The organism is Streptomyces sp. NBC_00193, from assembly GCF_026342735.1.
GTDB lineage: Bacteria > Actinomycetota > Actinomycetes > Streptomycetales > Streptomycetaceae > Streptomyces > Streptomyces stoeckheimensis.
This window is the reverse complement of record NZ_JAPEMM010000002.1, coordinates 1,397,413-1,418,282: the sequence shown is the minus strand read 5'-3', so window position 1 is coordinate 1,418,282 and position 20,870 is coordinate 1,397,413. Positions and strand designations below refer to the sequence as shown.

At 72.7% G+C, this 20,870-nt stretch carries 19 protein-coding genes and 1 pseudogene; 7 read left to right on the top strand and 13 right to left on the bottom strand.

Features of this window, described 5'->3' with window-relative positions:
* Positions 1-15: 15 nt before the first annotated feature.
* Together OG898_RS34560 and OG898_RS34555 are read right to left on the bottom strand one after the other, a co-directional pair.
* Positions 16-837 carry a helix-turn-helix domain-containing protein gene (locus tag OG898_RS34560; RefSeq protein ID WP_250740681.1) on the bottom strand — a complete coding sequence of 274 codons (822 nt, stop codon included), beginning with the start codon at positions 835-837 and terminating at the stop codon, positions 16-18.
* A 37-nt stretch (positions 838-874) separates the two neighbouring features.
* Positions 875-2,680 carry an FAD-dependent oxidoreductase gene (locus OG898_RS34555; RefSeq protein ID WP_266962493.1) on the bottom strand — a complete coding sequence of 602 codons (1,806 nt, stop codon included), beginning with the start codon at positions 2,678-2,680 and terminating at the stop codon, positions 875-877.
* A gap of 215 nt (positions 2,681-2,895) precedes the next feature.
* Here OG898_RS34555 and OG898_RS34550 point away from each other — a divergent pair, with 215 nt between their 5' ends.
* Both OG898_RS34550 and OG898_RS34545 read left to right on the top strand, forming a co-directional pair.
* Entirely contained in the window at positions 2,896-3,201 is a 306-nt protein-coding gene (locus OG898_RS34550; protein WP_250740683.1) for a 4a-hydroxytetrahydrobiopterin dehydratase, read from the top strand.
* Between the two features lie 17 nt (positions 3,202-3,218).
* Entirely contained in the window at positions 3,219-3,983 is a 765-nt protein-coding gene (locus tag OG898_RS34545) for a class I SAM-dependent methyltransferase (RefSeq protein ID WP_266962490.1), read from the top strand.
* An 84-nt stretch (positions 3,984-4,067) separates the two neighbouring features.
* On the opposite strand, the gene OG898_RS34540 is transcribed toward OG898_RS34545, so the two are convergent.
* The 9 genes and pseudogenes from OG898_RS34540 to OG898_RS34505 form a co-directional block, all read right to left on the bottom strand.
* Positions 4,068-4,508, bottom strand: a complete 441-nt coding sequence (locus OG898_RS34540) for an RICIN domain-containing protein (RefSeq protein WP_250740687.1) — start codon at positions 4,506-4,508, stop codon at positions 4,068-4,070.
* A 7-nt stretch (positions 4,509-4,515) separates the two neighbouring features.
* Positions 4,516-5,364 carry an aldo/keto reductase gene (locus OG898_RS34535; protein ID WP_308313407.1) on the bottom strand — a complete coding sequence of 283 codons (849 nt, stop codon included), beginning with the start codon at positions 5,362-5,364 and terminating at the stop codon, positions 4,516-4,518.
* Positions 5,365-5,523: 159 nt separating this feature from the next.
* The gene (locus OG898_RS34530) at positions 5,524-6,327 is read right to left on the bottom strand and encodes an ABC transporter ATP-binding protein (protein WP_266962487.1); all 804 of its coding nucleotides are present in this window, start codon (positions 6,325-6,327) and stop codon (positions 5,524-5,526) included.
* On the bottom strand, positions 6,324-9,257 hold the full coding sequence (locus tag OG898_RS34525; RefSeq protein ID WP_266962485.1) for an ATP-binding cassette domain-containing protein: 2,934 nt from the start codon (positions 9,255-9,257) through the stop codon (positions 6,324-6,326). The genes OG898_RS34530 and OG898_RS34525 overlap by 4 nt, the downstream gene beginning before the upstream one ends.
* Before the next feature lie 16 nt (positions 9,258-9,273).
* Positions 9,274-10,539: an ABC transporter substrate-binding protein gene (locus OG898_RS34520; protein ID WP_266962482.1), complete on the bottom strand. Its 1,266-nt coding sequence runs from the start codon at positions 10,537-10,539 to the stop codon at positions 9,274-9,276.
* A gap of 144 nt (positions 10,540-10,683) precedes the next feature.
* Complete coding sequence (locus OG898_RS34515) at positions 10,684-12,507, bottom strand: long-chain fatty acid--CoA ligase (RefSeq protein ID WP_250740695.1); 1,824 nt, start codon at positions 12,505-12,507, stop codon at positions 10,684-10,686.
* A gap of 98 nt (positions 12,508-12,605) precedes the next feature.
* Entirely contained in the window at positions 12,606-13,265 is a 660-nt protein-coding gene (locus OG898_RS34510; protein WP_250740696.1) for an NADPH-dependent F420 reductase, read from the bottom strand.
* A 301-nt stretch (positions 13,266-13,566) separates the two neighbouring features.
* Positions 13,567-13,884, bottom strand: a pseudogene (locus tag OG898_RS36440) (LLM class flavin-dependent oxidoreductase); the annotation flags it as partial.
* 68 nt (positions 13,885-13,952) lie between these two features.
* Positions 13,953-14,804, bottom strand: a complete 852-nt coding sequence (locus OG898_RS34505; protein WP_250740698.1) for a LysR substrate-binding domain-containing protein — start codon at positions 14,802-14,804, stop codon at positions 13,953-13,955.
* A gap of 133 nt (positions 14,805-14,937) precedes the next feature.
* Between OG898_RS34505 and OG898_RS34500 the strand changes: the two genes are divergently transcribed.
* From OG898_RS34500 to OG898_RS34490, 3 genes are all read left to right on the top strand, one after another.
* Complete coding sequence (locus tag OG898_RS34500; RefSeq protein ID WP_266962731.1) at positions 14,938-15,996, top strand: bile acid:sodium symporter family protein; 1,059 nt, start codon at positions 14,938-14,940, stop codon at positions 15,994-15,996.
* A gap of 9 nt (positions 15,997-16,005) precedes the next feature.
* Positions 16,006-16,437 carry a (2Fe-2S) ferredoxin domain-containing protein gene (locus OG898_RS34495; RefSeq protein WP_250740700.1) on the top strand — a complete coding sequence of 144 codons (432 nt, stop codon included), beginning with the start codon at positions 16,006-16,008 and terminating at the stop codon, positions 16,435-16,437.
* 118 nt (positions 16,438-16,555) lie between these two features.
* Positions 16,556-16,825 carry a hypothetical protein gene (locus OG898_RS34490; protein WP_266962478.1) on the top strand — a complete coding sequence of 90 codons (270 nt, stop codon included), beginning with the start codon at positions 16,556-16,558 and terminating at the stop codon, positions 16,823-16,825.
* A gap of 119 nt (positions 16,826-16,944) precedes the next feature.
* On the opposite strand, the gene fdhD is transcribed toward OG898_RS34490, so the two are convergent.
* Complete coding sequence (gene fdhD / locus OG898_RS34485; RefSeq protein WP_250740704.1) at positions 16,945-17,778, bottom strand: formate dehydrogenase accessory sulfurtransferase FdhD; 834 nt, start codon at positions 17,776-17,778, stop codon at positions 16,945-16,947.
* A gap of 215 nt (positions 17,779-17,993) precedes the next feature.
* On the opposite strand from fdhD, the gene OG898_RS34480 reads away from it, so the two are divergent.
* Positions 17,994-18,935, top strand: coding sequence for a beta-ketoacyl-ACP synthase III (locus tag OG898_RS34480; RefSeq protein WP_266962475.1), 942 nt, complete (start codon positions 17,994-17,996; stop codon positions 18,933-18,935).
* Here the strand turns inward: OG898_RS34480 and OG898_RS34475 are convergent.
* Positions 18,922-20,166, bottom strand: a complete 1,245-nt coding sequence (locus tag OG898_RS34475; RefSeq protein ID WP_266962473.1) for a low temperature requirement protein A — start codon at positions 20,164-20,166, stop codon at positions 18,922-18,924. The two genes, OG898_RS34480 and OG898_RS34475, sit on opposite strands and share 14 nt — an antisense overlap.
* A gap of 205 nt (positions 20,167-20,371) precedes the next feature.
* Here OG898_RS34475 and OG898_RS34470 point away from each other — a divergent pair, with 205 nt between their 5' ends.
* Positions 20,372-20,839: a hypothetical protein gene (locus tag OG898_RS34470; RefSeq protein WP_266962471.1), complete on the top strand. Its 468-nt coding sequence runs from the start codon at positions 20,372-20,374 to the stop codon at positions 20,837-20,839.
* Positions 20,840-20,870 lie beyond the last annotated feature (31 nt).

Genomic DNA, 20,870 nt, shown 5'->3' with positions numbered 1-20,870 from the left:
AGGGCGCCAGTGACTTCAGGGCGCCAGTGACCTCAAATACTTCACCGTCGCCGGGTCGGCCGGCAGGAGGGTCTCGATGGCCAGCTCGGCGACCGTCACGTCCATGGGGGTGTTGAAGGTGGAGATGGAGGACACGAAGGAGAGCAGGTGCCCGTCGTGTTCGATCCGCAGGGGGAGCGCCAGGTACGCGACGGCCTCCACCGGCCCGTCCTGGTACGGCCACTCCTCGCCGGGCCCCTCCGCCGCCGCGGGCAGCGGATAGGCCGACACCTCCTCGTACAGCGCGCGCAGCGGCGCCGAACGGGCCAGTGCGATCTGCCGCTCCATCTGGGCCAGCAGGTGCCCGCGCCACTCGCGCAGGTTGCGGATCCGGGGGGCGAGGCCCTCCGGGTGCAGGGTCAGCCGCATCGCGTTGAGGGGGCCGGCCAGCAGGTGCTCCGGCAGCCCCTCCATCAGCATCAGGATGCCCCGGTTGGCGGCCACCACGTTGTACGTGGCGTCCACCACCAGCGCCGGATACGGCTCGTAGCCGGTCAGCAGCCGCTCCAGCCCCTCGCGCAGCACCTCCATCGAGGGGGCGTCCAGCGGGGTGTGCGCGTACCGGGGCGCGTAACCGGCCGCCACCAGAAGGGCGTTGCGGTCCCGCATCGGAACGTCCAGGTGGTCCGCGAGCCGCAGCACCATCTCCTCGCTCGGCCGGGAGCGGCCCGTCTCCACGAAGCTGATGTGCCGGGAGGAGGAGTCGGCGCGGCCCGCCAGCTCGAGCTGGCTGAGTCCGCGCCGTTCCCGCCAGGTGCGCAGCAGGGCTCCTACCGTCAAGGGCGCAGCAGTCGTCATACGGTGACGTTAGCCCAGCCGGGGGACCGCAGCCCGGTCACCCCACGTCGAAGACGTTCCGCAGGCCGAGGCGGTAGCGCCACAGGTCGTGCCGCTTGGCGGACTCCACCTCCGGGGCCCGGTACAGCCGCCGCACCGTGCACCGGGGAGCAGGTGAACCGTCCCTGTCCAGGAGGGAGTTGACGGCCGCCCGGGCCGAGGCGTTGGCCCCCTCCATCGTCGCCAGGTCGATGTCGACGGACACGTAGTCCCCGCTGAGGAAGAAGTTCGGGATCCGGGTGCCCGCGCTCGGCCGGTTGTGGAAGGTCCCGGTCGGGTGGATCAACAGCTGGTCCTGGTTGGTCGGATGGGGCGTGCCGATCCCGTCCACGCCCGGGTCCAGGAACCACGAGTGCAGCTTTCCGTCCGACAGGACGGTCTTCCCGGTGTCGTTGAGCGAGGCCTTCAGCTGCGCCCACACCTCGCGGGCGACCTCCTCGCGGGTGCACTGCTTGGCCGTCTTCCCGTAGAGGATCCCCGGCTTGTCCCACTCGGAGATGTCCACCGACAGGCAGTCCACGGCCGCGCCGTCCCCGTAGTCGGCGGGGAAGTTCCGCGAAGGCCAGTGCTCGGCCTGCTGGATCGCCGTCAACGACCAAGGCGAGTCGATGCAGTTGAGGTGGCCGTGCACGAGGGGTGCGCGCTCGGTGAGGTAGAACTGGATGCCGGTCATCCAGTCGGTCCGCAGCAGGTCGCACCGCCCGAGCATCGGGTCGGCCGCACGCAGCGCCGGGCTCCAGGTGCGGCGGGCGTGCTCGACGGGCAGCGCGCTGACGTAGTGGTCGGCGGTGACGGTCCGGACGGCTCCGGCCGGATCCTCGACGAGGACCCCGCTGACGCGACCGTCCCCGTACCGGACCTCGCGCACCGTCCACCCCATCGCGAACTCCACGCCCAGCGAGCGCAGATGGGCCTCCCACGGGTCGATCCATGCCTCGTTGGTGGGCAGGTTCAGGATCCGGTCCGGCGGGCCGTCGGCGCCGCGGCCCAGCAGGTTGAAGACGAAGGCCTCGCCGAGCGTGCCGACCGTACGGGTCGAGGCCTCCTCGGCCTTGGTGGCCACGATGTTGCGGGTGACGCCGATGGCGAGGATCCGCTGGTACTCGCTCGACATCCGCGCGGCCCGGGTGAACTCCCACCACGGGGTGCGCTCCCACTGCTCGTTGCGCCGCTCGTCGCAGCTGGTGAGGAAGACCAGGGCGCGGTCGACGAAGTACGCCGTCTCGTGGAGCGGGAGGCGGACCAGTGACTGGAGGATGCCGGTGAGGGCCCGGCGCAGCTCGTCCGGGGTCAGCTCGGCGGGGGAGTGGTCCGGCCAGGGGATCGGCGCGCGCAGGTCCTCGCGGCCGGCCGTGCGGGCGAACATCATCTCGCGCGGGGCGACCAGGTTGTCCCAGACCCCGTTGGCGTTGCCGGGGAAGGGAATGCGCCGCATCGTGTCCGGCAGGTTGTGGTAGATCCCGGGGATGAAGCGGAAGCCGTGCTCGGCGGGGAGCGGGCGGCGCCCGCCCCGGGCGCTGCCGGGGACGTCCATGCTGCGGGCCTTGCCGCCGAGCGCCCGGCGCTCGTACACGGTGACGGCGTAGCCGCGTTCGGCCAGTTCGTGTGCGGCGGTGAGCCCGGCGACCCCGCCGCCGAGGACGGCCACGCGGCGCGCGCCGGCCGCCGCGGCGCGTGGGGTGGCCGCGGTGGATCCGGTGGCGGCCTCGGCCGGGGCCGCGAGGCTCCCGGCGGCCGATAACCCGCCCGCGGTGGCCGCGGCCCCCGCGATGAACGTGCGCCTGGAGTTTCCTGTGCGCGTCACGGTGATGCTCCCTCGAAGTCGTCGGCACCCGACGGTATTACCGGCGGTAACAGTCACGTCCGGCGCAGGAGCATAGGGGTGGCGCGCGGGCCACGGAAGGCACGGAAGTACCCGCACGCACTATGGCGCGAAACCTTCCCTCAAGCCTGAGCTGTGGGAACCTTGACTCCACGTCAGGTCAATCGGGCAGACACGTACGGGGAAGGAGCCTGCGGATGTCGAGAGAGCCGCTTTCGCAGAAGGAGATCGAGGACCGGCTGCGGGAACTCCCCGGCTGGGCCTTCGAGGACGACCGGATCATCCGCACCTACCGGCTGGGCAGCCACTTCGCGGCGAGCGCGCTGGTCAGCCATATCGCCAGTGTGCAGCAGGAGTTGAACCACCACTCCGACCTCACCCTCGGCTACAACACCGTCCGCCTCTCGGTGAACACGCACGACGCCGGAGACGCCGTCACCGACGCCGACTTCACCCTCGCCGAGCGCGTCGAGTCCCTGGCCCCCGCCCACGGCGCCGCCTGATGCCGAAAGCTCCGCCGATGTCCGTGCCCACGCAGAGACCGCTCCTCGACTACGACGCCGAAGCCGAGGCCTACGACGCCACCCGCGGCGGGGTCCCGCGCGCCGAGGCCGCCGCCGCGGCGGTCCTCGGCCTGCTCCCGCCCGACACCCTCACCCTGCTCGACCTCGGCTGCGGCACGGGCATCGTCACCACCCGCATCGCCGCCGCCCGCCCGGGGCTGCGGGTCCTCGGCGCGGACACCTCGTACGGGATGGCCGCCATGGCGCGCTCCCGGGGGATCCCGGTGCTCCTCGCCTCCGGGACCCGGCTCCCCTTCCGCACGGGCTCGCTCGACGCGGTCACCGCGGTCTGGCTGCTGCACCTGCTGCGCTCACCGGGCCTGGTGGCCGCCGTGATCGCCGAGGCCGGGCGGGTGCTGCGGCCCGGCGGGGTGTTCGTCACCACCGTCGACAAGGACGCCGCCCACGACGTGGGCAGCGACATCGACGCGGTGCTCGCCGAGCACCTCACCGCGACCCCCGCCGACTCCGTCCAGGCCGTCACCGGCCATGCGGCCGCGGTGGGCCTGCGCCCCGCCGGCGAAGCCCTCTTCACCGGCCACGGCCAGGGCCGCACCCCGCGCGGGGCCGCGGAAGCACTGCTCGCCGGGCGGTACGCCTCCCGGGTCCACCCGCGCGGGATCACCCCGCGCGCACTCGCGGACCGGCTGGAACTCCTGCCAGGACCGGACACCCCGCGCGCGGAGCCGACGTACCGGCTGCACGCCTTCGTACGGACCTGACGGGCGGGGGGCAGGGCGAGGGCAGGGCGTGGGCAGGGCGGGCGGAGAGGCGACGGGTCACCGCCCCCCGCCCCCGCCCCGTCCTCAGGCGGGCTCCAGGCGCCACCACTGCGCCGGGGAGTCGGTGTCCTCGCACTGCCGGGCCCGGCCCTCCGCGTCCGCCTCCAGCGGCAGACCGCTGATCGCGGCGATCAGCGAGACCACGCCGGGGTCGTCGAGGTGCTCCTCCACGACCCACTCCTGCGCCCCGAAGGCGTTCGCCTTCCACACTTGGACCCGGGTGCCGCTCTCGGTCGAGGCGTTCGCGACGTCGAGCCGCTTGCCGTTGTGGACGCTGACCAGGTGGAAGATCCCGCCGCCGCTGTGCACCGGGGTGATCTCCCACTGCCGGGCCGCGGCCGGTTCGCCGTCCGGCCCGACCCAGACCCGGTTGCCGCCCTCCACCTGGAGCAGCAGCCCGCTGGCGGCATTGCGGATCCGGTAGACGCCGTCGGGCGCCCTCGTCCCTCTCGTCGGCTCGCTCACCGGCGGCTCAGTAGTCGAACTCGGCCGGGTCGGGACCGATCCGGCGGCCCGCCCCACCCGCGCCGAGCGCGTCCAGCGCGGCCACGTCCTCGGCGTCCAGCTCGAAGCCGAAGACGTCGAGGTTCTCCCGGATCCGCGCCGGGGTCACGGACTTGGGGATCACGACGTTGCCCAGCTGGAGGTGCCAGCGCAGGACCACCTGCGCGGCCGAGCGGCCGTGCTTGGCGGCGATCGCGGTGACGGCGGGCAGGGTCAGCAGGTCCTTGCCCTGACCGAGCGGGGACCAGGCCTCGGTGGCGATGCCCAGGCGCGCGTGCAGGGCGCGCAGCTCGCCCTGGGGGAGCAGCGGGTGCAGCTCGATCTGGTTCACGGCCGGGACCAGGGAGCTTTCGGCGCCGAGCCGTTCCAGGTCGGCGGGGCGGAAGTTGGACACGCCGACGGCCTTGGCGCGGCCGCTCTGCGCGATCTCCTCGAAGGTCTTCCAGATGGCGAGGAAGTCGTCGCGCATCGGGCGCGGCCAGTGGATCAGGTACAGGTCGATCTCGTCGAGGCCCAGCTTGGCGAGCGAGGCGTCGAACTCGCGCAGGACGTTGTCCCGGCCCCAGGTCTCGGACTTGCCGTTCCACAGCTTGGTGGTGACGAAGAGCTCCTCGCGCGGCACTCCGGCGGAGGCGATGGCCTTGCCGGTGCCCTCCTCGTTGCCGTAGATGGCGGCCGTGTCGATGCTGCGGTAGCCCGCCTCCAGCGCGGTCCGGACGGCCTGCTCCGCCTCGGCGTCCGGAACCTGCCAGACGCCGTAGCCGAGCTGGGGCATGAGCGTGCCGTTGTTGAGCTTGATGCCGGGGACCTGGTTCACGTCGGTCGTTCCCTCTGGTCGTCGCTGGTGCGGGTGCTGACTGCCGGTCGTACGGGCGCCGGCGGGCAGGCCCGTACGACCGGCGACAACCGGGCCCCGGCGTGGCCTATTCCCGCCGTACGGGTGAATCCGTACGGCGGGAACAGGAGCGTGGAGGTCCTACGCCCCCAGGTACGCCTCCCGGACCAGCGCGTTGGCCCGTACCTCGGCGGCCGTGCCCTCGGCGAGGACGGTGCCCAGGTCCAGGACCACCACCCGGGTGCAGAGGTCCATCACGAAGGCGACGTTGTGCTCGACCAGCAGCACCGCACAGCCCTCCTCCTCGGCGAGCCGGCGCACGACCGCCGCCAGCTGCTCGCGTTCGGGCGCGGACATGCCCGACGCGGGCTCGTCCAGGAGCAGCACCCGGGGCGGATCGGCCACGGCGCGGGCCAGCTCGACCATCCGGGCCCGCCCCACCGGCAGACCGCCGGCGTACGCGTCCCCGAGCGCGCCGATGCCGCAGTCGGCCAGCACGCGCGCGGCCCGCTCCCGCCGCTCCCGCTCGCGGCGGCGGCGGGTGGGCGAGGCGACCAGATCGGCGGCGAAACCGCCGCCCCCGCCCCGCCACTCCTGCGCGACGAGGACGTTGTCGGCCACACTGAGCTGCCCGAACAACTGCTGGCGCTGGAAGGTCCGGCGCATCCCGTGCCGGGCCCGCCAGACGGGGGAGCGCCGGGTGACGTCCACCCCGTCGAGCAGCATCCGGCCCTGGTCGGGCCGCCGGATCCCGGACAGCACGTCGAACAGGGTGGTCTTCCCGGCCCCGTTCGGCCCGATCAGCCCGCACACCTCGCCGGCCCGGATCCCGAGGTCCACGCCCGTCAGCGCCTTGACCCCGCCGAACCGGACACTGACGCCGCGGGCCTCCAGGACGTACGTCCCTTCGTGCGTCCCCTCGTACGGGGCTTCGCCCGCGCTCATGTCGCCATCCCCAGGTAGGCCTCGGTCAGCCGGTCCGCCTCCACCTCGGAGCGGGGTCCGCACCAGGAGACGCGGCCCTGCGAGAGGTAGGCGACGGTGTCGGCGATCCCGAGGATCTCGGCCGCCTTCTCCTCCACCAGCAGCAGCGCGGTGCCGGCGGCGCGGAGCTCCATGAGCAGCCCGTACACCTCGTCCACCACGCGCGGGGCGAGCCCGAGGGAGGGCTCGTCCGCGATCAGCACCCCGGGCGGTCGCTGCAACAGCGGTGCGAGCGCCAGCATCTGCTGCTCGCCGCCGGACAACGACCCGGCGGGGACCGCGCGTCGCTCGCGCAGCCGGGGGAACCTGTCGTAGACCGCGTCGCGTTCGCCCGGGTCCCTCAGGTAGAGGGCGAGGTTCTCCTCGATGCTGAGCGAGGGGAAGATCCCCCGGCCCTCGGGTGCGAGCAGCACCCCCGCCCGGGAGCGGCCCACGGCGCCGTCGCGGGTGGCGTCCCGCCCGGCCACGCGGACGGTCCCGCCGGTGACCGGCAGTGCTCCGGCCGCCACCCGGCAGGCGGTGCTCTTCCCGGCCCCGTTGGGCCCGAGCACGGCGAGGATCTCGCCGCGCCGCACGACGAGGTCCACGCCGTGCAGCACGAGCCCCCCGTCGTACCCGGCGGTGACACCGCGCAGCTCCAGGGCGGGCGGCTCCGCGAGCGGCTCCGCCGGGGTGGCCTGTTCCCGGGCCGGCTGTTCCCGAGCGGACTGGTTCGCAGTCGGCCCGGCTGCGGACGGTTGCCCTGCGGGCGGCAAGTTCCCCACCGGCGGGGCTGAATTCCAGCCCGCCCGGCGTTCGAGGGCCGGGGTCTGGGGCGGAGCCCCGGTTTCGGGAAGGGGCGGGGTGGGGGAAAGCCCCGCAGGGCCCACCCCGGCTCCGCCGCCCACCCGGGCCGCGGGAACGACTGCGGCCTCGACCTCGGCCTTGCCGACGCCCCGGGCCGCGGGCACGGCCCCGGCCGAGGCGCCCGCCGCGGCCGCGGAACCCGCCCGCCGCCGGGCCCGCCGCACCGGCACCGCCGCGCAGTACCCGTCGGGATCGTTGGCCAGGGCCAACCCCGCCAGCCCGAACAGGATCACCGGCAGGTGCGCCGACTCCGTCACGTAGTCCGCCATCACCCGCGGAGCGACGGCGAAGACCAGCCCCGCCACCACCGCGTACTGCGGCCTGCGCACACCCGCCGCTACGACCACCGCCAGCCACACCAGCCCGGTCATCGCCGTGAAGTCGGTGGCGGTGATCCGGGTGTTGTACGAGGCGTACATCACGCCCCCGAACCCGGCCAGCCCCGCCGACAGCGTGAACAGCAGCAGCTTCGTCCGCAGCACGGACACCCCGGAGGCCATCGCGGCCGCGGGAGCCGACCGTACGGCGAGCATCGCCCGGCCCGAGGGGGAGCCCCGCAGCGCGCTCAGCCCGGCGGCGACCGCCGCGACCAGCAGGACCAGCGCCACCCCCAGTGCCCGGTCGTCGGAGAGGTCCACCGGTCCGATGACGGGCCGCGGGATCGACCAGCCGGAGTCCCCGTTGCGCAGCCACCGCATCTGGAAGAGCACCTGGTCCGCCAGGAAGGCCAGGGCCAGCGTCGCCAGGGCCAGGGAGCGCCCGCCGAGCCGCAGTGCGGGCAGCGCGACCAGTGCTCCCAGGACGGCGGCCACGCAGGTGCCGACCGCCAGCGCCGCGAAGAACGGCCACCCGCGGCTCATCAGCAGTCCGGCCACCAGCGCGGCCCCGGTCACGAAGGTGCCCTGGGCCAGGGACACCATCGCCCCGAGCCCGGTGACCACGGTGAAGGACATGAACACCAGGGCCAGCGCGAGCCCTTGGGCGAGGAGCCCGCTCCAGAACGGGGTGGTCACGGTGTAGAAGGCCGTGCACAGCAGTACCGCGCCCACGGCCCACACCCCCCACCGCCGCCCCCACGGGGCCCCGGCCAGATGGTCGGGAGAGGCCACGTCGACGGCGGCGGTCCCGGCCGCCCGGGCCCGCCGGGTGAGCACCAGCAGCCCGCCGAACAGGATCAGGAAGGGCACGGCCGTCCTGAAGCCGGTGATGGAGTCGGCGAAGGACGCGTAGCCGACGACCAGGTTCTGCAGGACGCCGAGCCCCAGCCCGCCCGCGAAGGCGAGCGGGACGGAGGCGAACCGTCCGATGACGGCCGCCGTGGCCGACACGAACAGGAACAGCGTGAAATCGTGCGCGGACAGCCCCAGCAGCGGAGTCGCCAGGACCCCCGCCAGCCCGGCCAGCCCCGAGGCGATCATCCACGCCACCGAGGACAGCCGGTCGGCGTCGATCCCGCGCAGCTCGGTGAGCGAGCGGTTGTCGACGGCGGCCCGCAGCCGCAGCCCCAGCCGGGTGTGCCGCATCAGCACCCACAGGGCGACGGCCACCAGCGCCGTGGCCACCCAGGTGATCAGCTGGTCGGAGTCGATGCCCACGTCCGCGGTGAGCTGCCAGGACGTGGCGGGGCTCGGCCCCACCCCCGGCAGCCCGAACTGGTTCTCCGCGGGCTTGAGCGGCGCTCCCGCGTCGGTCAGGAGCTCCACCGCCCACAGCCCGGCCGCCGGCAGGGCGACCAGGAGCCCGATGGTGGCCACGATCTGGGCCGTCTCGCCGACCTGCGCGAGCCGCCGGAACATCAGCCGGTCCAGCGCCCACCCGAGCCCGGGCGCCAGGACCAGGACCACCAGCAGTGCCGCCGGGACGGCCGGCCAGCCGAGTCCGGAGTGCAGTTCGTAGAAGGTGAGCGCGCACAGGTAGGCGGTGGCCCCGTGCGCGAAGTTGAACAGCCCGGACGCCGAGTACGACAGCACCAGCCCGGTGGCGAGCAGTGCGTACAGGGCGCCGGACACCAGACCGCTCAGGACGAAGGCGAGCAGATCTCCCATTCGGTTTCCCTTGCCCCTACTTGAAGGGGATGGGCTCGTAGCACTTGAACGGTACGGAGACCTCGTACGCGCCGTTCTTCAGCTGGACAAGCGCCCCGCAGCCGAAGCTGTCCTTCTGGCCCTTGGGCTCCGCACGGTCGCCGACGAGGGTGCCGGTGTCGGAGAAGCCCTGCGCGGCGGCCTGGAAGGACTCGACGGTCAGGCCCTTGCCGGCCTTCTGCGCGATCGACACGAACAGGTCGGCGGACATGTAGCCCGTCATCATGTGCATGTTGAGGGGGATGTCCTGCCCGCCGTTGGCGGCCTTGATGTCGGCCTTGAACTGGGCCATCTTCGGGTTCGTGGACTCGAACGGCTCGAACTGGAGCAGGACGTGCACGCCGTCGAGGGCCATCTTGGTGGCGTCCTTGGCGAGCAGACCCGGGTCGTAGTCGGTCGGGTCGGAGAGCAGCCCCTTGTACCCGCTGCGCTTGAGCGAGGTGAACAGCCCGATGTTGTTGGGGGTCTGCATGACGGACACGACCGCGTCCGGGGCCTTGCCGCCGTTGCTCTCCAGGATCTCCTTGACGTACGCCGACCAGTCGCTCGGCACGGCGGTGCCGGGCACCGAGGCCTTGGCGTAGGAGACCTTGAAGCCGGCGCTGGTGAAGCCCTGCTGGAAGGTGCGCACGCCGAACTTTCCGGCGTCGCTGTCGTTGGCGATGATCGCGACCGACTTGCCCGCGGCGCCGCCGAGGACCTGGCCGATGCCCTCGGGCCAGGTCTGGTTGATGGTGCCGCCGGGGGTGGGGACGAGGCAGCCGTTGAACCCGTAGATGTACTTGGGGCCGCAGAAGGAGGGGAGCGTGCCCCAGCCGAAGGTGGGCACCTTCTCCTGCTCCAGGAAGTCGGCGCCGGTGAAGGTGACCGAGCTCATGGGGGAGACCGCGAAGACCTTGTCCTGCTGGACGAGCTTGCGGGCCGCCGCCAGGTTCTTGGCGGGGTCCTGCCCGTCGTCCTCGGCGCCGATGTAGTCGATCTTGCGCCCGTTGATCCCGCCCTCGGCGTTGGCTCTCGCGTAGCGGGCCTTGGCCCCGAGGTCGGTGTCCTTCTTGCTGTAGCCGCTGGCGCTGGTCATCGAAACGATGCCGCCGACCTTGATCGAGTCGGCGGTCACCCCGCGGGAGTTGCCGCCGGCCACTCCCGGCTTGTCGGGGGAGGCGCTGTTGGAGGCGGAGTTGCAGGCGGAGACGAGCGCGAGCGCCGCTGCCGCGGCGGCCAGGGTGCGGATCGGTCGCAACATGTGTGGATCCCCTCCGGTCGGAATCCCCGCATTCTGTGCGTGACCTGACGCATCGTCAATATCAACGACAAGTAAAGTGACGGCCCGTCAGGTAACGGTTCGGACCGTCGGCGTGATCGCGTCGCAGCGCGGCGGTGGCGCGCGTCAGGACTGGTAGAGGGCCGCCACCTCCTTGGCGTAGACCTTCTCTATGGCCCGCCGCTTCAGCTTCAGCGAGGGAGTCAGCAGCCCCCGTTCCTCGGTGAACTGCTCGGCCAGCACGCGGAACGTGCGGATCGACTCGGCCTGGGAGACCAGGGTGTTGGCCGCCACCACCGACCGGCGGACCTCCGCCGTCAGATCGGGGTCGAGCACCAGCTCCGCCGCCGGCAGCCGGGGGCGGCCGCGCATCGCCATCCAGTGCGCGACCCCCTCCATGTCCAGGGTGAGCAGGGCCGCGATGTACGGACGGTCGTTGCCCACCAGGACGCACTGGGAGACGAGCGGATGCGAGCGGACCCGCTCCTCCAGGGCGGCCGGCGCGACGCTCTTGCCGTTGGAGGTCACCAGGATCTCCTTCTTGCGCCCCGTGATCGTGAGGTACCCGTCCGCGTCGAGACGCCCCAGGTCCCCCGTCGCCAGCCAGCCGTCCCGCAGGACGGCCTCCGTGGCATCGGGGTCGTTGAGGTACCCGGAGAAGACGTGGGCTCCGTACAGCCAGATCTCCCCGTCGTCGGCGATGTGCACCGTACCGCCGGGGATCGGCTGCCCGACGGTGCCGTACTTGATGGCCCCGGGCGGGTTCGCCGTGGCCGCCGCGCAGGACTCCGTCAGCCCGTAGCCCTCGAAGACCGTGACCCCGGCGCCGTCGAAGAACAGCCCCAGCCGGCGCGACATCGCGGAGCCGCCGGACATGGCGTACCGCACCCTGCCGCCCAGCGCCTCGCGGACCTTCCCGTACACCAGCTTCTCGAACAGCTGGTGCTCCATGCGCAGCTTCGCCGAAGGCCCGGGCCCGGTACCGAACGCCTTCTGCTCGCGCGCCTCCGCGTACCGTACGGCCGTGTCCACCGCCCGGTCGAAGGGCCCCGTCCGGCCCTCGGTCTCGGCCTTGCGGCGGGCGGCGGCGAAGACCTTCTCGAAGACGTACGGCACCCCGAGCACGAACGTGGGCCGGAACGCGGCCAGGTCCGGCAGCAGTTCGGCCGCCGCCAGCACCGGCTGGTGCCCGAGCTTCACCCGGGCGCGGACGGCCGCCACCTCCACCATCCGCCCGAAGACGTGGGCGAGCGGCAGGAACAGCAGGGTGGACGGCTGCTCGCCGGGCCGGGCCTGGAAGACGGACTCCCAGCGGGTCACCATCGTGTCGGCCTCGAACATGAAATTGGCGTGCGTCAGCACACAGCCCTTGGGGCGGCCGGTGGTCCCCGAGGTGTAGATGACGGTGGCCGTCGCGTCGGGCGTCACCGCGCTCCGGTGCCGGTGCACGACGTCCTCGGAGACCTGGAGCCCGTCCCGGACGAGCCCGTCCACGGCGCCCGCGTCCAGCTGCCACAGCCGGAGCAGCCGCGGCAGCCGCTCGATCACCGATCCGACGGTCATGGCCTGGTCCTCGTCCTCCACCACACAGGCCGTGCACCCGGAGTCGTAGAGGATCCAGTGCACCTGCTCGGCGGAGGACGAGGGATAGACGGGGACCGGCTGGGCGCCGATCGCCCACAGGGCGAAGTCGAAGAGCGTCCACTCGTACCGGGTACGGGACATGATCGCGACCCGGTCCCCGAAGCGGATGCCCTGCGCCAGCAGCCCCTTGGCGAGCCCGAGCACCTCGGAGGCCAGCTCGCCGGAGGTCACGTCGCCCCAGACCCCGTCCGACTTGCGGCCGAGCACGACCCGGCCGGGGTCCTCGCGGGCGTGCAGGAAGACGGCATCGGCGAGGCCGCCGACGGGTGAGCCCGTGACGACGGGTGGGACGGTGATCTCCTGCAAGGCCCGCTCCTCTCCGTACGGCGCGGCGACGCTATCCCACGCCTACCCGCCAGTGATCACGGAAGGAAGACCTCCACAAGACCTCCTCAGCGGTGCGTTCAGGACAGATCCCGGGCCGTGACCACGGAGAGGTTGAAGTCCACCGGGCCGAGCACCCCGTAGAGGCGCAGCCACAACGCCATCAGGGCCTCGGTGGCGCGGGCGCTCGACAGGTCGCCGAGATCGGTGATCTGCTCGGGCGCCCAGCCGAAGGAGCGCAGGAGCGCGGTGGTCTCGGCCTTGGCGTCGGCGTCGTCGCCGCTCACGAACACGGTGTGGTGGCCCGGCACCCGGCTCGGCTCGACCATCACCGCGTTGTTCATGGTGTTCAGCGTCTTGACGATCCGCGCCTCGGGGAACGCCTTCTGGAGCTGCTCGGCGACGCTGTGGCCGTCCGGGGTGACCACCCTGGGCGGGAACCCCTCCGAGAAGTCCAGCGCGTTGGAGACGTCCACGACGGTCTTGCCCCGGAGATTGCCGGCCCCGGCGGCCTCCAGCACGGCGAGCGAGACCAGCCCGCCGGTCGCGTTGACGACGAGCTCGGCGGAGGCGGCGGCATCGGCGAAGGTCCCGTGGCCACCCCCCGTCCCGGCAGCCCACCGCGCGGCATCGGCGTTGTCCGCCGTACGGGACCCCATCGTGACCTCGTGCCCGACCGAGACCAGCTTCCCCGCCAGCCGCTGCCCGACCTCACCGGTCCCCAGTACCGCGATCTTCACGTGCGTCCCCCTGCTCGTCGTGCTCGTTGCGTACGTTGCGTACGAATTCCCGCCGCACCGCGACCGGTTGGCGTACGTCGACCCTAAACGCCCGTCGCCCCGAGCGGCGGCACATTCGGCGCGGCGGCAGATCCGCCCCGGCGGCCGTTGGAGTTCCCAGGTCAGGGGAGCCGCGGCACGACCTCGGCCGCGATCCATTCCATGGCCTCCCCGAGGTCCCCGGCCGCGACGGGCAGCCACAGGGTGCAGGCGGTGAGCCCCGCTTCGGCGAGCAGTCCCAACTCGTCGGCGATGCTCGCCGCAGTGGGGCGGCCTGATGGGCGAGCAGCAGCGCCGGGTAGTACGGCGCGACGCGCACGGACGTCAGCGGCCGCAGGCGGCCCGCGGCGCCCGCGGCGGCCGACAGCAGGACGAGCGGGTCGGTGCCGAGGCCGAATCCGCTGTCCAGGAGACGGTTCCCGACCGCGACGTGATCGAAGCCCAACTCTTCGGTACGGAGCGCGCCGCGTCCGTCGTCGAGCGGTCGGCGCGGCTGCGCGGGGAAACACCGAGACTCGGTGCGGGCACGGGACGACCCTCCGGCGAGATCCGAAAGCGACCGGCCCGGGGACCGGACCACCGGGCGACGAACCGTCCGGATCCGGGCTTCGCGGTCCCCGGCTGCGCTGCTCCCGGCTTCGCCCCCGGTTACGCGGCCCGTGTGAGGCGGTCCGCGCCCGACAGGATCGCTGCGGCCAGGGCCTCCGCGGCGGCGGAGCTTCGGGGGCCGCGGAGCAGGGCGAACTCGACCGTGCCGAGGTCCGGGAGGCCACCGACCCGGACCAGGCCCGGCGGGATCAGTCCACGGGTGTGGGCCATCACGCCCAGCCCCGCACGGGCCGCCGCGATCAGGCCGCTCAGGCTGCCGCTCGTACAGGCGATCCGCCACGGTCGCCCGTCCGCCTGCAGCACGTCCAGCGCCCGCGCCCGCGTGATCCCCGGCGGCGGGAAGACGATGAGCGGAACGGGCCGGTCCGGGTCCACCCGCAGCCCCTCCGCGCCGATCCACACCATCCGGTCCCGCCACACCAGCCGGCCCCGCTCGTCGCCGTCCCCGCGCCGCTTGGCGAGTACGAGGTCCAGCCGCCCCGCGTCCAGCCGCTCGTGCAGGGTCCCCGAAAGCTCCACGGACAGCTCCAGCTCCACCTCGGGGTGCTCGTGCCGGAAGGCCTCCAGGATCTCCGGCAGCCGGGTCAGCACGAAGTCCTCGGAGGCGCCGAAGCGCAGCCGGCCCCGGATCCGGGTCCCCGCGAAGAAGGCCGCCGCGCGTTCGTGCGCCTCCAGGATCGAGCGGGCGAAGCCGAGCAGCGCCTCGCCGTCCTCGGTGAGTTCCACGCTGTGCGTGTCGCGCAGGAAGAGGGGCCGGCCGGTGGCTTCCTCCAGCCGGCGCACGTGCTGGCTGACCGTGGACTGGCGGACGCCGAGCCGGGCGGCGGCCTGCGTGAAGCTCAGGGTCTGGGCGACGGTCAGGAAGGTGCGCAGCTGAACGGGGTCGTACATACCCCTCACCCTACGCCCGCTCATCACATTCCGTGATGACAGTGAGTGCGGTGTACGGGTTTCCCGATCACCGCCCCGACCCCGAGAATGAAGGGGAATCCGTCGAGTCCCCCCTCAGCAAGTGAGCCTCCCCATGCGCCGCCCGCACCTCCCCGTGGACCCGTTCATCATGGGTCTGCTCGCCACCGTCGGCCTCACCGCCCTGCTGCCCGCCCGCGGCGCGGCCGCCTCCGTGGCCGAGGCCGCCTCCACCGCGGCGGTGGCCCTGCTCTTCTTCCTCTACGGCGCCCGGCTCTCCACCCGCGAGGCCCTCGACGGCATGCGCCACTGGCGGCTCCACCTCACCGTGCTCGCCTCCACCTTCCTCCTCTTCCCCCTCCTGGGCCTCGCCGCGCACGCTCTGGTCCCCACCGTGCTCACGCCACCCCTCTACAGCGGCCTGCTCTTCCTCTGCCTGGTCCCCTCGACCATCCAGTCCTCCATCGCCTTCACCTCGATCGCCCGCGGCAACGTTCCCGCCGCGATCTGCGCGGGCTCCTTCTCCAGCCTCGTCGGCATCTTCCTGACCCCCCTCCTCGCCGCCGGCCTGCTCGGCAACAGCGCGGGCGGCTTCTCCCTCGACTCGCTGGTGAAGATCGTCCTCCAGCTGCTCCTGCCCTTCCTCCTCGGCCAGGCGCTGCGCCCCTGGGTCGGCGGCTTCCTCGTCCGCAACAAGAAGGTCCTCGGCTACGTCGACCGCGGCTCGATCCTGCTCGTCGTCTACACCGCCTTCAGCGCGGGCATGGTCGCGGGGATCTGGCGCCAGGTCAGCCTCCCGCGCCTGGGCGGGCTGATGGCGGTGGAGGCGGTCATCCTCGCCGTGATGCTGGCGGCCACCTGGTACGGGGCCAAGCGCCTCGGATTCACCCGCGAGGACCGGATCGCCATCCAGTTCGCCGGGTCGAAGAAGAGCCTGGCCGCCGGACTCCCCATGGCCAGCGTGCTGTTCGGAGCCCAGGCGAGCCTCGCCGTGCTGCCGCTGATGCTCTTCCACCAGATGCAGCTGATGGTCTGCGCGGTACTCGCCCGCCGCCGCGCACGGGACCCGCAAGCCCCGCAGGCCCCACAGGCCACCGAGCAGCCCGAACGCGCCGCCGGACATGTGGCGGAGGTCTCGCACACCCCTCAACACCCGGTCCCGCAGGCCCGGTAACGTGCGGCGGTGACCTGGATACGCCCGCTCTCCGCCCACGCCCCGCGCCCCTGCACCCTGGTGGTCTGCCGGGGCTGCTGCTGCGGCGACCCCCGCAAGAACCCCGGCACCGACCACGCGGGACAGCTGGACCGGCTGCGCGAGGCCGCGGCGGCCTCCGAAGGGCGCCTGGCCGTCCGTACGACCGACTGCCTCGGCCCCTGCGCGCAGGCCAACGTCATCGTGGTCCAGCCCACCACCGAGGCCCGCCGCCGGGGCGCCCGTGCGGTCTGGTTCGGCTGGGCCCTGGACGACACCGCCACCGACGAGATCATCGCCTGGGCCGAAGCGGGCGGCCCCGGGGCCACCCCGCTCCCGGCGACCCTCGACCTCCACCGCATCGACCCCCCGGAACCGAAGCCGGCCGAGCCCGCTTCCCGCCGCGGCCGCCGCAAGCGCTGATCGGGGCGCCGTAAGGACGGAGGGGGTGCGGGGGCGGAAAGCGTTAGAGCGAGGAAATGTCCGGTTCTTCTAGGTTCTGGGTGTCAGCCACACCACCCCGAACACCAGGGAGCCCCTCATGAAGCTCAACAAGCGCATCGCCGCCGTCTCCGCCGCCGCCCTGCTCGCCACGCTCGCCCTCGGCGGAGCCGCCAACGCCGCGGACAACGGCAACGGCACCGCCAAGGACGGCTCGGCCCACAGCCGCACCGTCGAGGCCCCGGCCGGCACCCCGCACGTGGCCGCGAAGAAGATCGAGCCCGCGTCCAAGGACAACCCGTACAGCCAGACCGTCAAGGCTCCGGCGGGCACCCCGCACACCGGCGCGGGGCACCTGGCCGGCAAGTAGCCCGCACGGGCGGCGGCGGGGGCCGCGCGACGGCCCCCGCCGCCCCGTCGGCGCCCGGCCACCCCCGGCTCACGCCGTCAGGCCGACCCGCGGCTCACGCCGTCAGGCCGACCCGCGGCTCACTCCGTCAGGTCGATCCTCTCCTCACCCGCGTAGATGTTCATGTCCCCGCCCCGCAGGAACCCGACCAGCGTCAGCCCCGACTCCAGGGCCAGGTCCACCGCGAGCGAGGACGGAGCGGAGACCGCCGCCAGTACGGGGATGCCCGCCATCACGGCCTTCTGCGCCAGCTCGAAGGAGGCCCGCCCCGACACCAGCAGGACCGAGCCCGCCAGCGGCAGCCGCCCGGCTTGCAGCGCTCGCCCGACGATCTTGTCCACCGCGTTGTGCCGGCCCACGTCCTCCCGTACGTCGATCAGCTCGCCCCCCGCCGAGAACAGCCCGGCGCCGTGCAGGGCGCCGGTGCGCTCGAAGACCTTCTGCTCCGCGCGCAGCCGGTCCGGCAGCTCACCGAGGAGCCGCGCGCCCACCCGTACGGGATCGTCCGCGAGCCCCGGGAAGCGGGTCGCGGTGCGCACCGCGTCCAGGCTGGCCTTCCCGCACAGGCCGCAGGAGGAGGTGGTGTAGACGTTCCGCTCCAGCGTGATGTCGGGCACCGGAACTCCGGCGGCGAGCTGTACGTTCACCACGTTGTAGGTGTTCGTTCCGTCCTCGGCGGCGCCCTCGCAATAGGTCACGGCCCGGACGTCCGACGCCGAGGCGAGCACGCCCTCGCTGGCGAGGAAGCCGACGGCCAGGGCGAAATCGTCACCCGGGGTACGCATCGTGATGGCCAGCGGCTTGCCGTTCAGCCGTATCTCCAGGGGCTCCTCGGCCACCAGGGTGTCCGCCCGGGCCCCCGCCACGCCGTTCCGGATCCGGATGACGCGACGGCGTTCGGTGACCCGTCCCATGTGATCAGTCCATCTGTTTCTGGCGGCGGCAGACTTGTCCTGCGCCTGGAGCATTCATTCTCCCGGATCCGCTTCGGGCACCTTCCCCCGCTGGAGGACCCTCGGGAAGCTCCAAATTCCGGGCACTGAATCCTGTCGGGTCACGCGCCCTTGTACCCATCAGTAGCAGGCAAAGCTGGTACATCCTGACTGCCTTACAAGGGGGGACCCCGCCCATGACCGGTTCACGCGTGGTGGCGCTAGGGCACTACCAACCCTCGAAGGTGATCACCAACGAGGACCTCGCCGCCATGGTGGACACCAACGACGAGTGGATCCGGTCCCGCGTCGGGATCAAGACCCGGCACATGGCCGGACCCGACGAACCGGTGGACGAGCTGGCCTACCAGGCCGCGGGCAAGGCGCTCGCGAACGCCGGTCTGACCCCGGACGACATCGACCTCGTCCTCGTCGCCACCTCCACCGCGATCGACCGCTCCCCGAACATGGCCGCCCGCGTCGCGGCCAAGCTCGGGATGGGCTCCAGCCCCGCCGTGATGGACATCAACGTCGTCTGCTCGGGCTTCACCCATGCCCTGGCCACCGCCGACCACGCGATCCGGGCCGGCGCCGCCACCCGGGCCCTGGTCATCGGGGCGGACAAGATGACCGAGATCACCGACTGGAGCGACCGCACCACCTGCGTCCTGACCGGCGACGGCGCCGGCGCGGCCGTCGTCGAGGCCTGCGAGGAGCCCGGTATCGGCCCGGTCCTGTGGGGCTCGGTGCCCTCGATGGGCAACGCGGTCCGCATCGAGGGCACGCCGCCGGTCTTCGCCCAGGAGGGCCAGTCCGTCTACCGCTGGACCACCAGCCAGCTCCCCCCGCTCGCCCGCAAGGTCTGCGAGAAGGCCGGGATCACCCCGGAGGACCTGGCCGCGGTCGTCCTCCACCAGGCCAACCTGCGGATCATCGAGCCGCTCGCCGCGAAGATCGGCGCCGTCAACGCGGTCGTCGCCCGCGATGTCGTCGACTCCGGCAACACCTCGGCGGCCTCGATCCCGATGGCCCTGTCCAAGCTGGTCGAGCGCGGCGAGATCCCCTCCGGGGCGCCCGTCCTCCTCTTCGGCTTCGGCGGCAACCTCTCCTACGCCGGCCAGGTCATCAGCTGCCCGTGACACCCGGGGCCACACCCGGGCCGGAGCCCGCGGCGCCGCCCGTCGCGGGCTCGGACTCGGGCTCCGTCCCGGGCTCCGCCGCGGGCCCGGTCGGATCCGCGCCGGGGCCCGCGCCGCGGGACTCCGCCGCCAGCGCGGCCACGAGCACCAGGACCAGAGCGGTCAGCTGCCAGACCGCACCGATCCGCATGCCCGCCGCGGCGGTCGCCAGTACGGGCACCACCGCGAGCGCCCGGAACCGTACCGGCCGGATCCCCAGCACCAGCCGGAAGGCGACGTCCCCGGCCAGGTAGCAGGCGACCCCGCCCGCGAGCGCGAGGGCGGGCCCGGCCGGAAGGTGCTCGCCCAGGTGCCCGATGCTCTTCTTGACGCCCGCCGAGAAGGCGGCGATGCCCAGCAGCATCGGGATGAAGCAGTAGTAGTACGCGCGCAGCGCCAGCTTGAAACGCCAGTCCGGCGGGCAGTTCGCGAAGACGTGCTCCGCACGCCCCTCGTCGCGCACGAAGTACATCCACCACAGTGCGGCCCCGACGGCCAGCGTCAGGAACGCGCCGACGACGATCCCCGAGGTCAGCGGCAGTGAGCCCACGCCGATGCCGACCGCGATGATCGACTCGCCGAACACGATGATCAGCAGCAGCCCGTGCCGTTCCACGAAGTGCGCGGCTCCGATCCCGCCGAGCTGGTCCTCGATGGTCTTCCCCTCGACGGCGTCGTCCCCGGTGGCCGCCGCCCGCCGCGAGATGGCCGGCGTGACGAACTGGAACAGCAGCGCCAGGGCCCACAGCCCCAGGGCCGCCGCCCCGTCGAAGAGCCCGGCGGCCGTCACCGACAGCGCGGACAGCGCGTTCGGCAGCGCGAACCACAGCACCCCGCGCCCGTGGGCCTGGCTGTACAGCGCGCTGTGCATGATCACGACGACCAGGTAGCCGAGACCGAAGGCGACCCCGCCGTCACCGAAGGCCGTGGGCACGGCCAGGGCGCACACCAGGAACGCCCCCATGGCGAGCAGGATCAGCACGCGGCGCACGGGCCGGTCGGGCGGTACCTGATTGGTCAGGTACGCGTAGCCGCCGTACATCCAGAACAGCACCGTGAAGATCAGCAGCACCCGCCCGGCGCCGCGAAGGGTGAGGTCGTCCGCGAGCAGCACCGTCAGCTGGGTGATGGTGAAGACGAAGACGAGGTCGAAGAAGAGCTCCAGCGTGCTGACGCGATGCTCGGATTCCATACGTGATTCCCCCCTGGACTCGAACGTGCGGCGCCCATCCGATCGCCTCGGCACCCTGGTGTCCAGCCGGTATCAGCATCCGGGAGCCCTCGGGGGCGTGCGACTTGAGAGGGAGGCGAATCCCGCCCGAATGACTGACGTCTCCGCGGCCCGCGACCCGGAGCATGGAATCACGTATTCCGCCGTCAACAGGAGCAACCGTCACATGAGCCGCAAGACCGTCGTCCTGACCACCGTCGGAGCCGTCGTGGTCCTCGGAGCCGCCGCGGCGATCGCCGTACCCGCCGCGAACGGCTGGATCGAGAACCGGCACCAGGAGACGGGCGCGTACGCGACCGGCGCCCAGGCGAAGGAGAAGCGGGCCTCCGTCCCGCGCTGGCTCCCGGACGCTGCGGAGTCGGTCGAGTACTCCATGAAGACCACGGGCGGCGAGCGCCTGCTGAAGGCGACCCTCCCGGACGGCAAGCTCCCGGAGCCGTGCACGCCCGCGCCCGCCCCGAACGCCAAGGAGGTGGAGCTGGAGGCGGACTGGTTCCCGAAGGACGCGCGGGGCAGGGCCACCCTGCGCTGCGGGCTGTACTACGCCTACAAGGAGGCCGACACGACCCTGTACGCCTGGCAGTACAACGAGGACTGGGTCGCGGGGGAGCGCGCCAAGGCCGGCGCTCAGTAGTGAGACGCTCCGTCTCGCTCTGCCCGCCGAC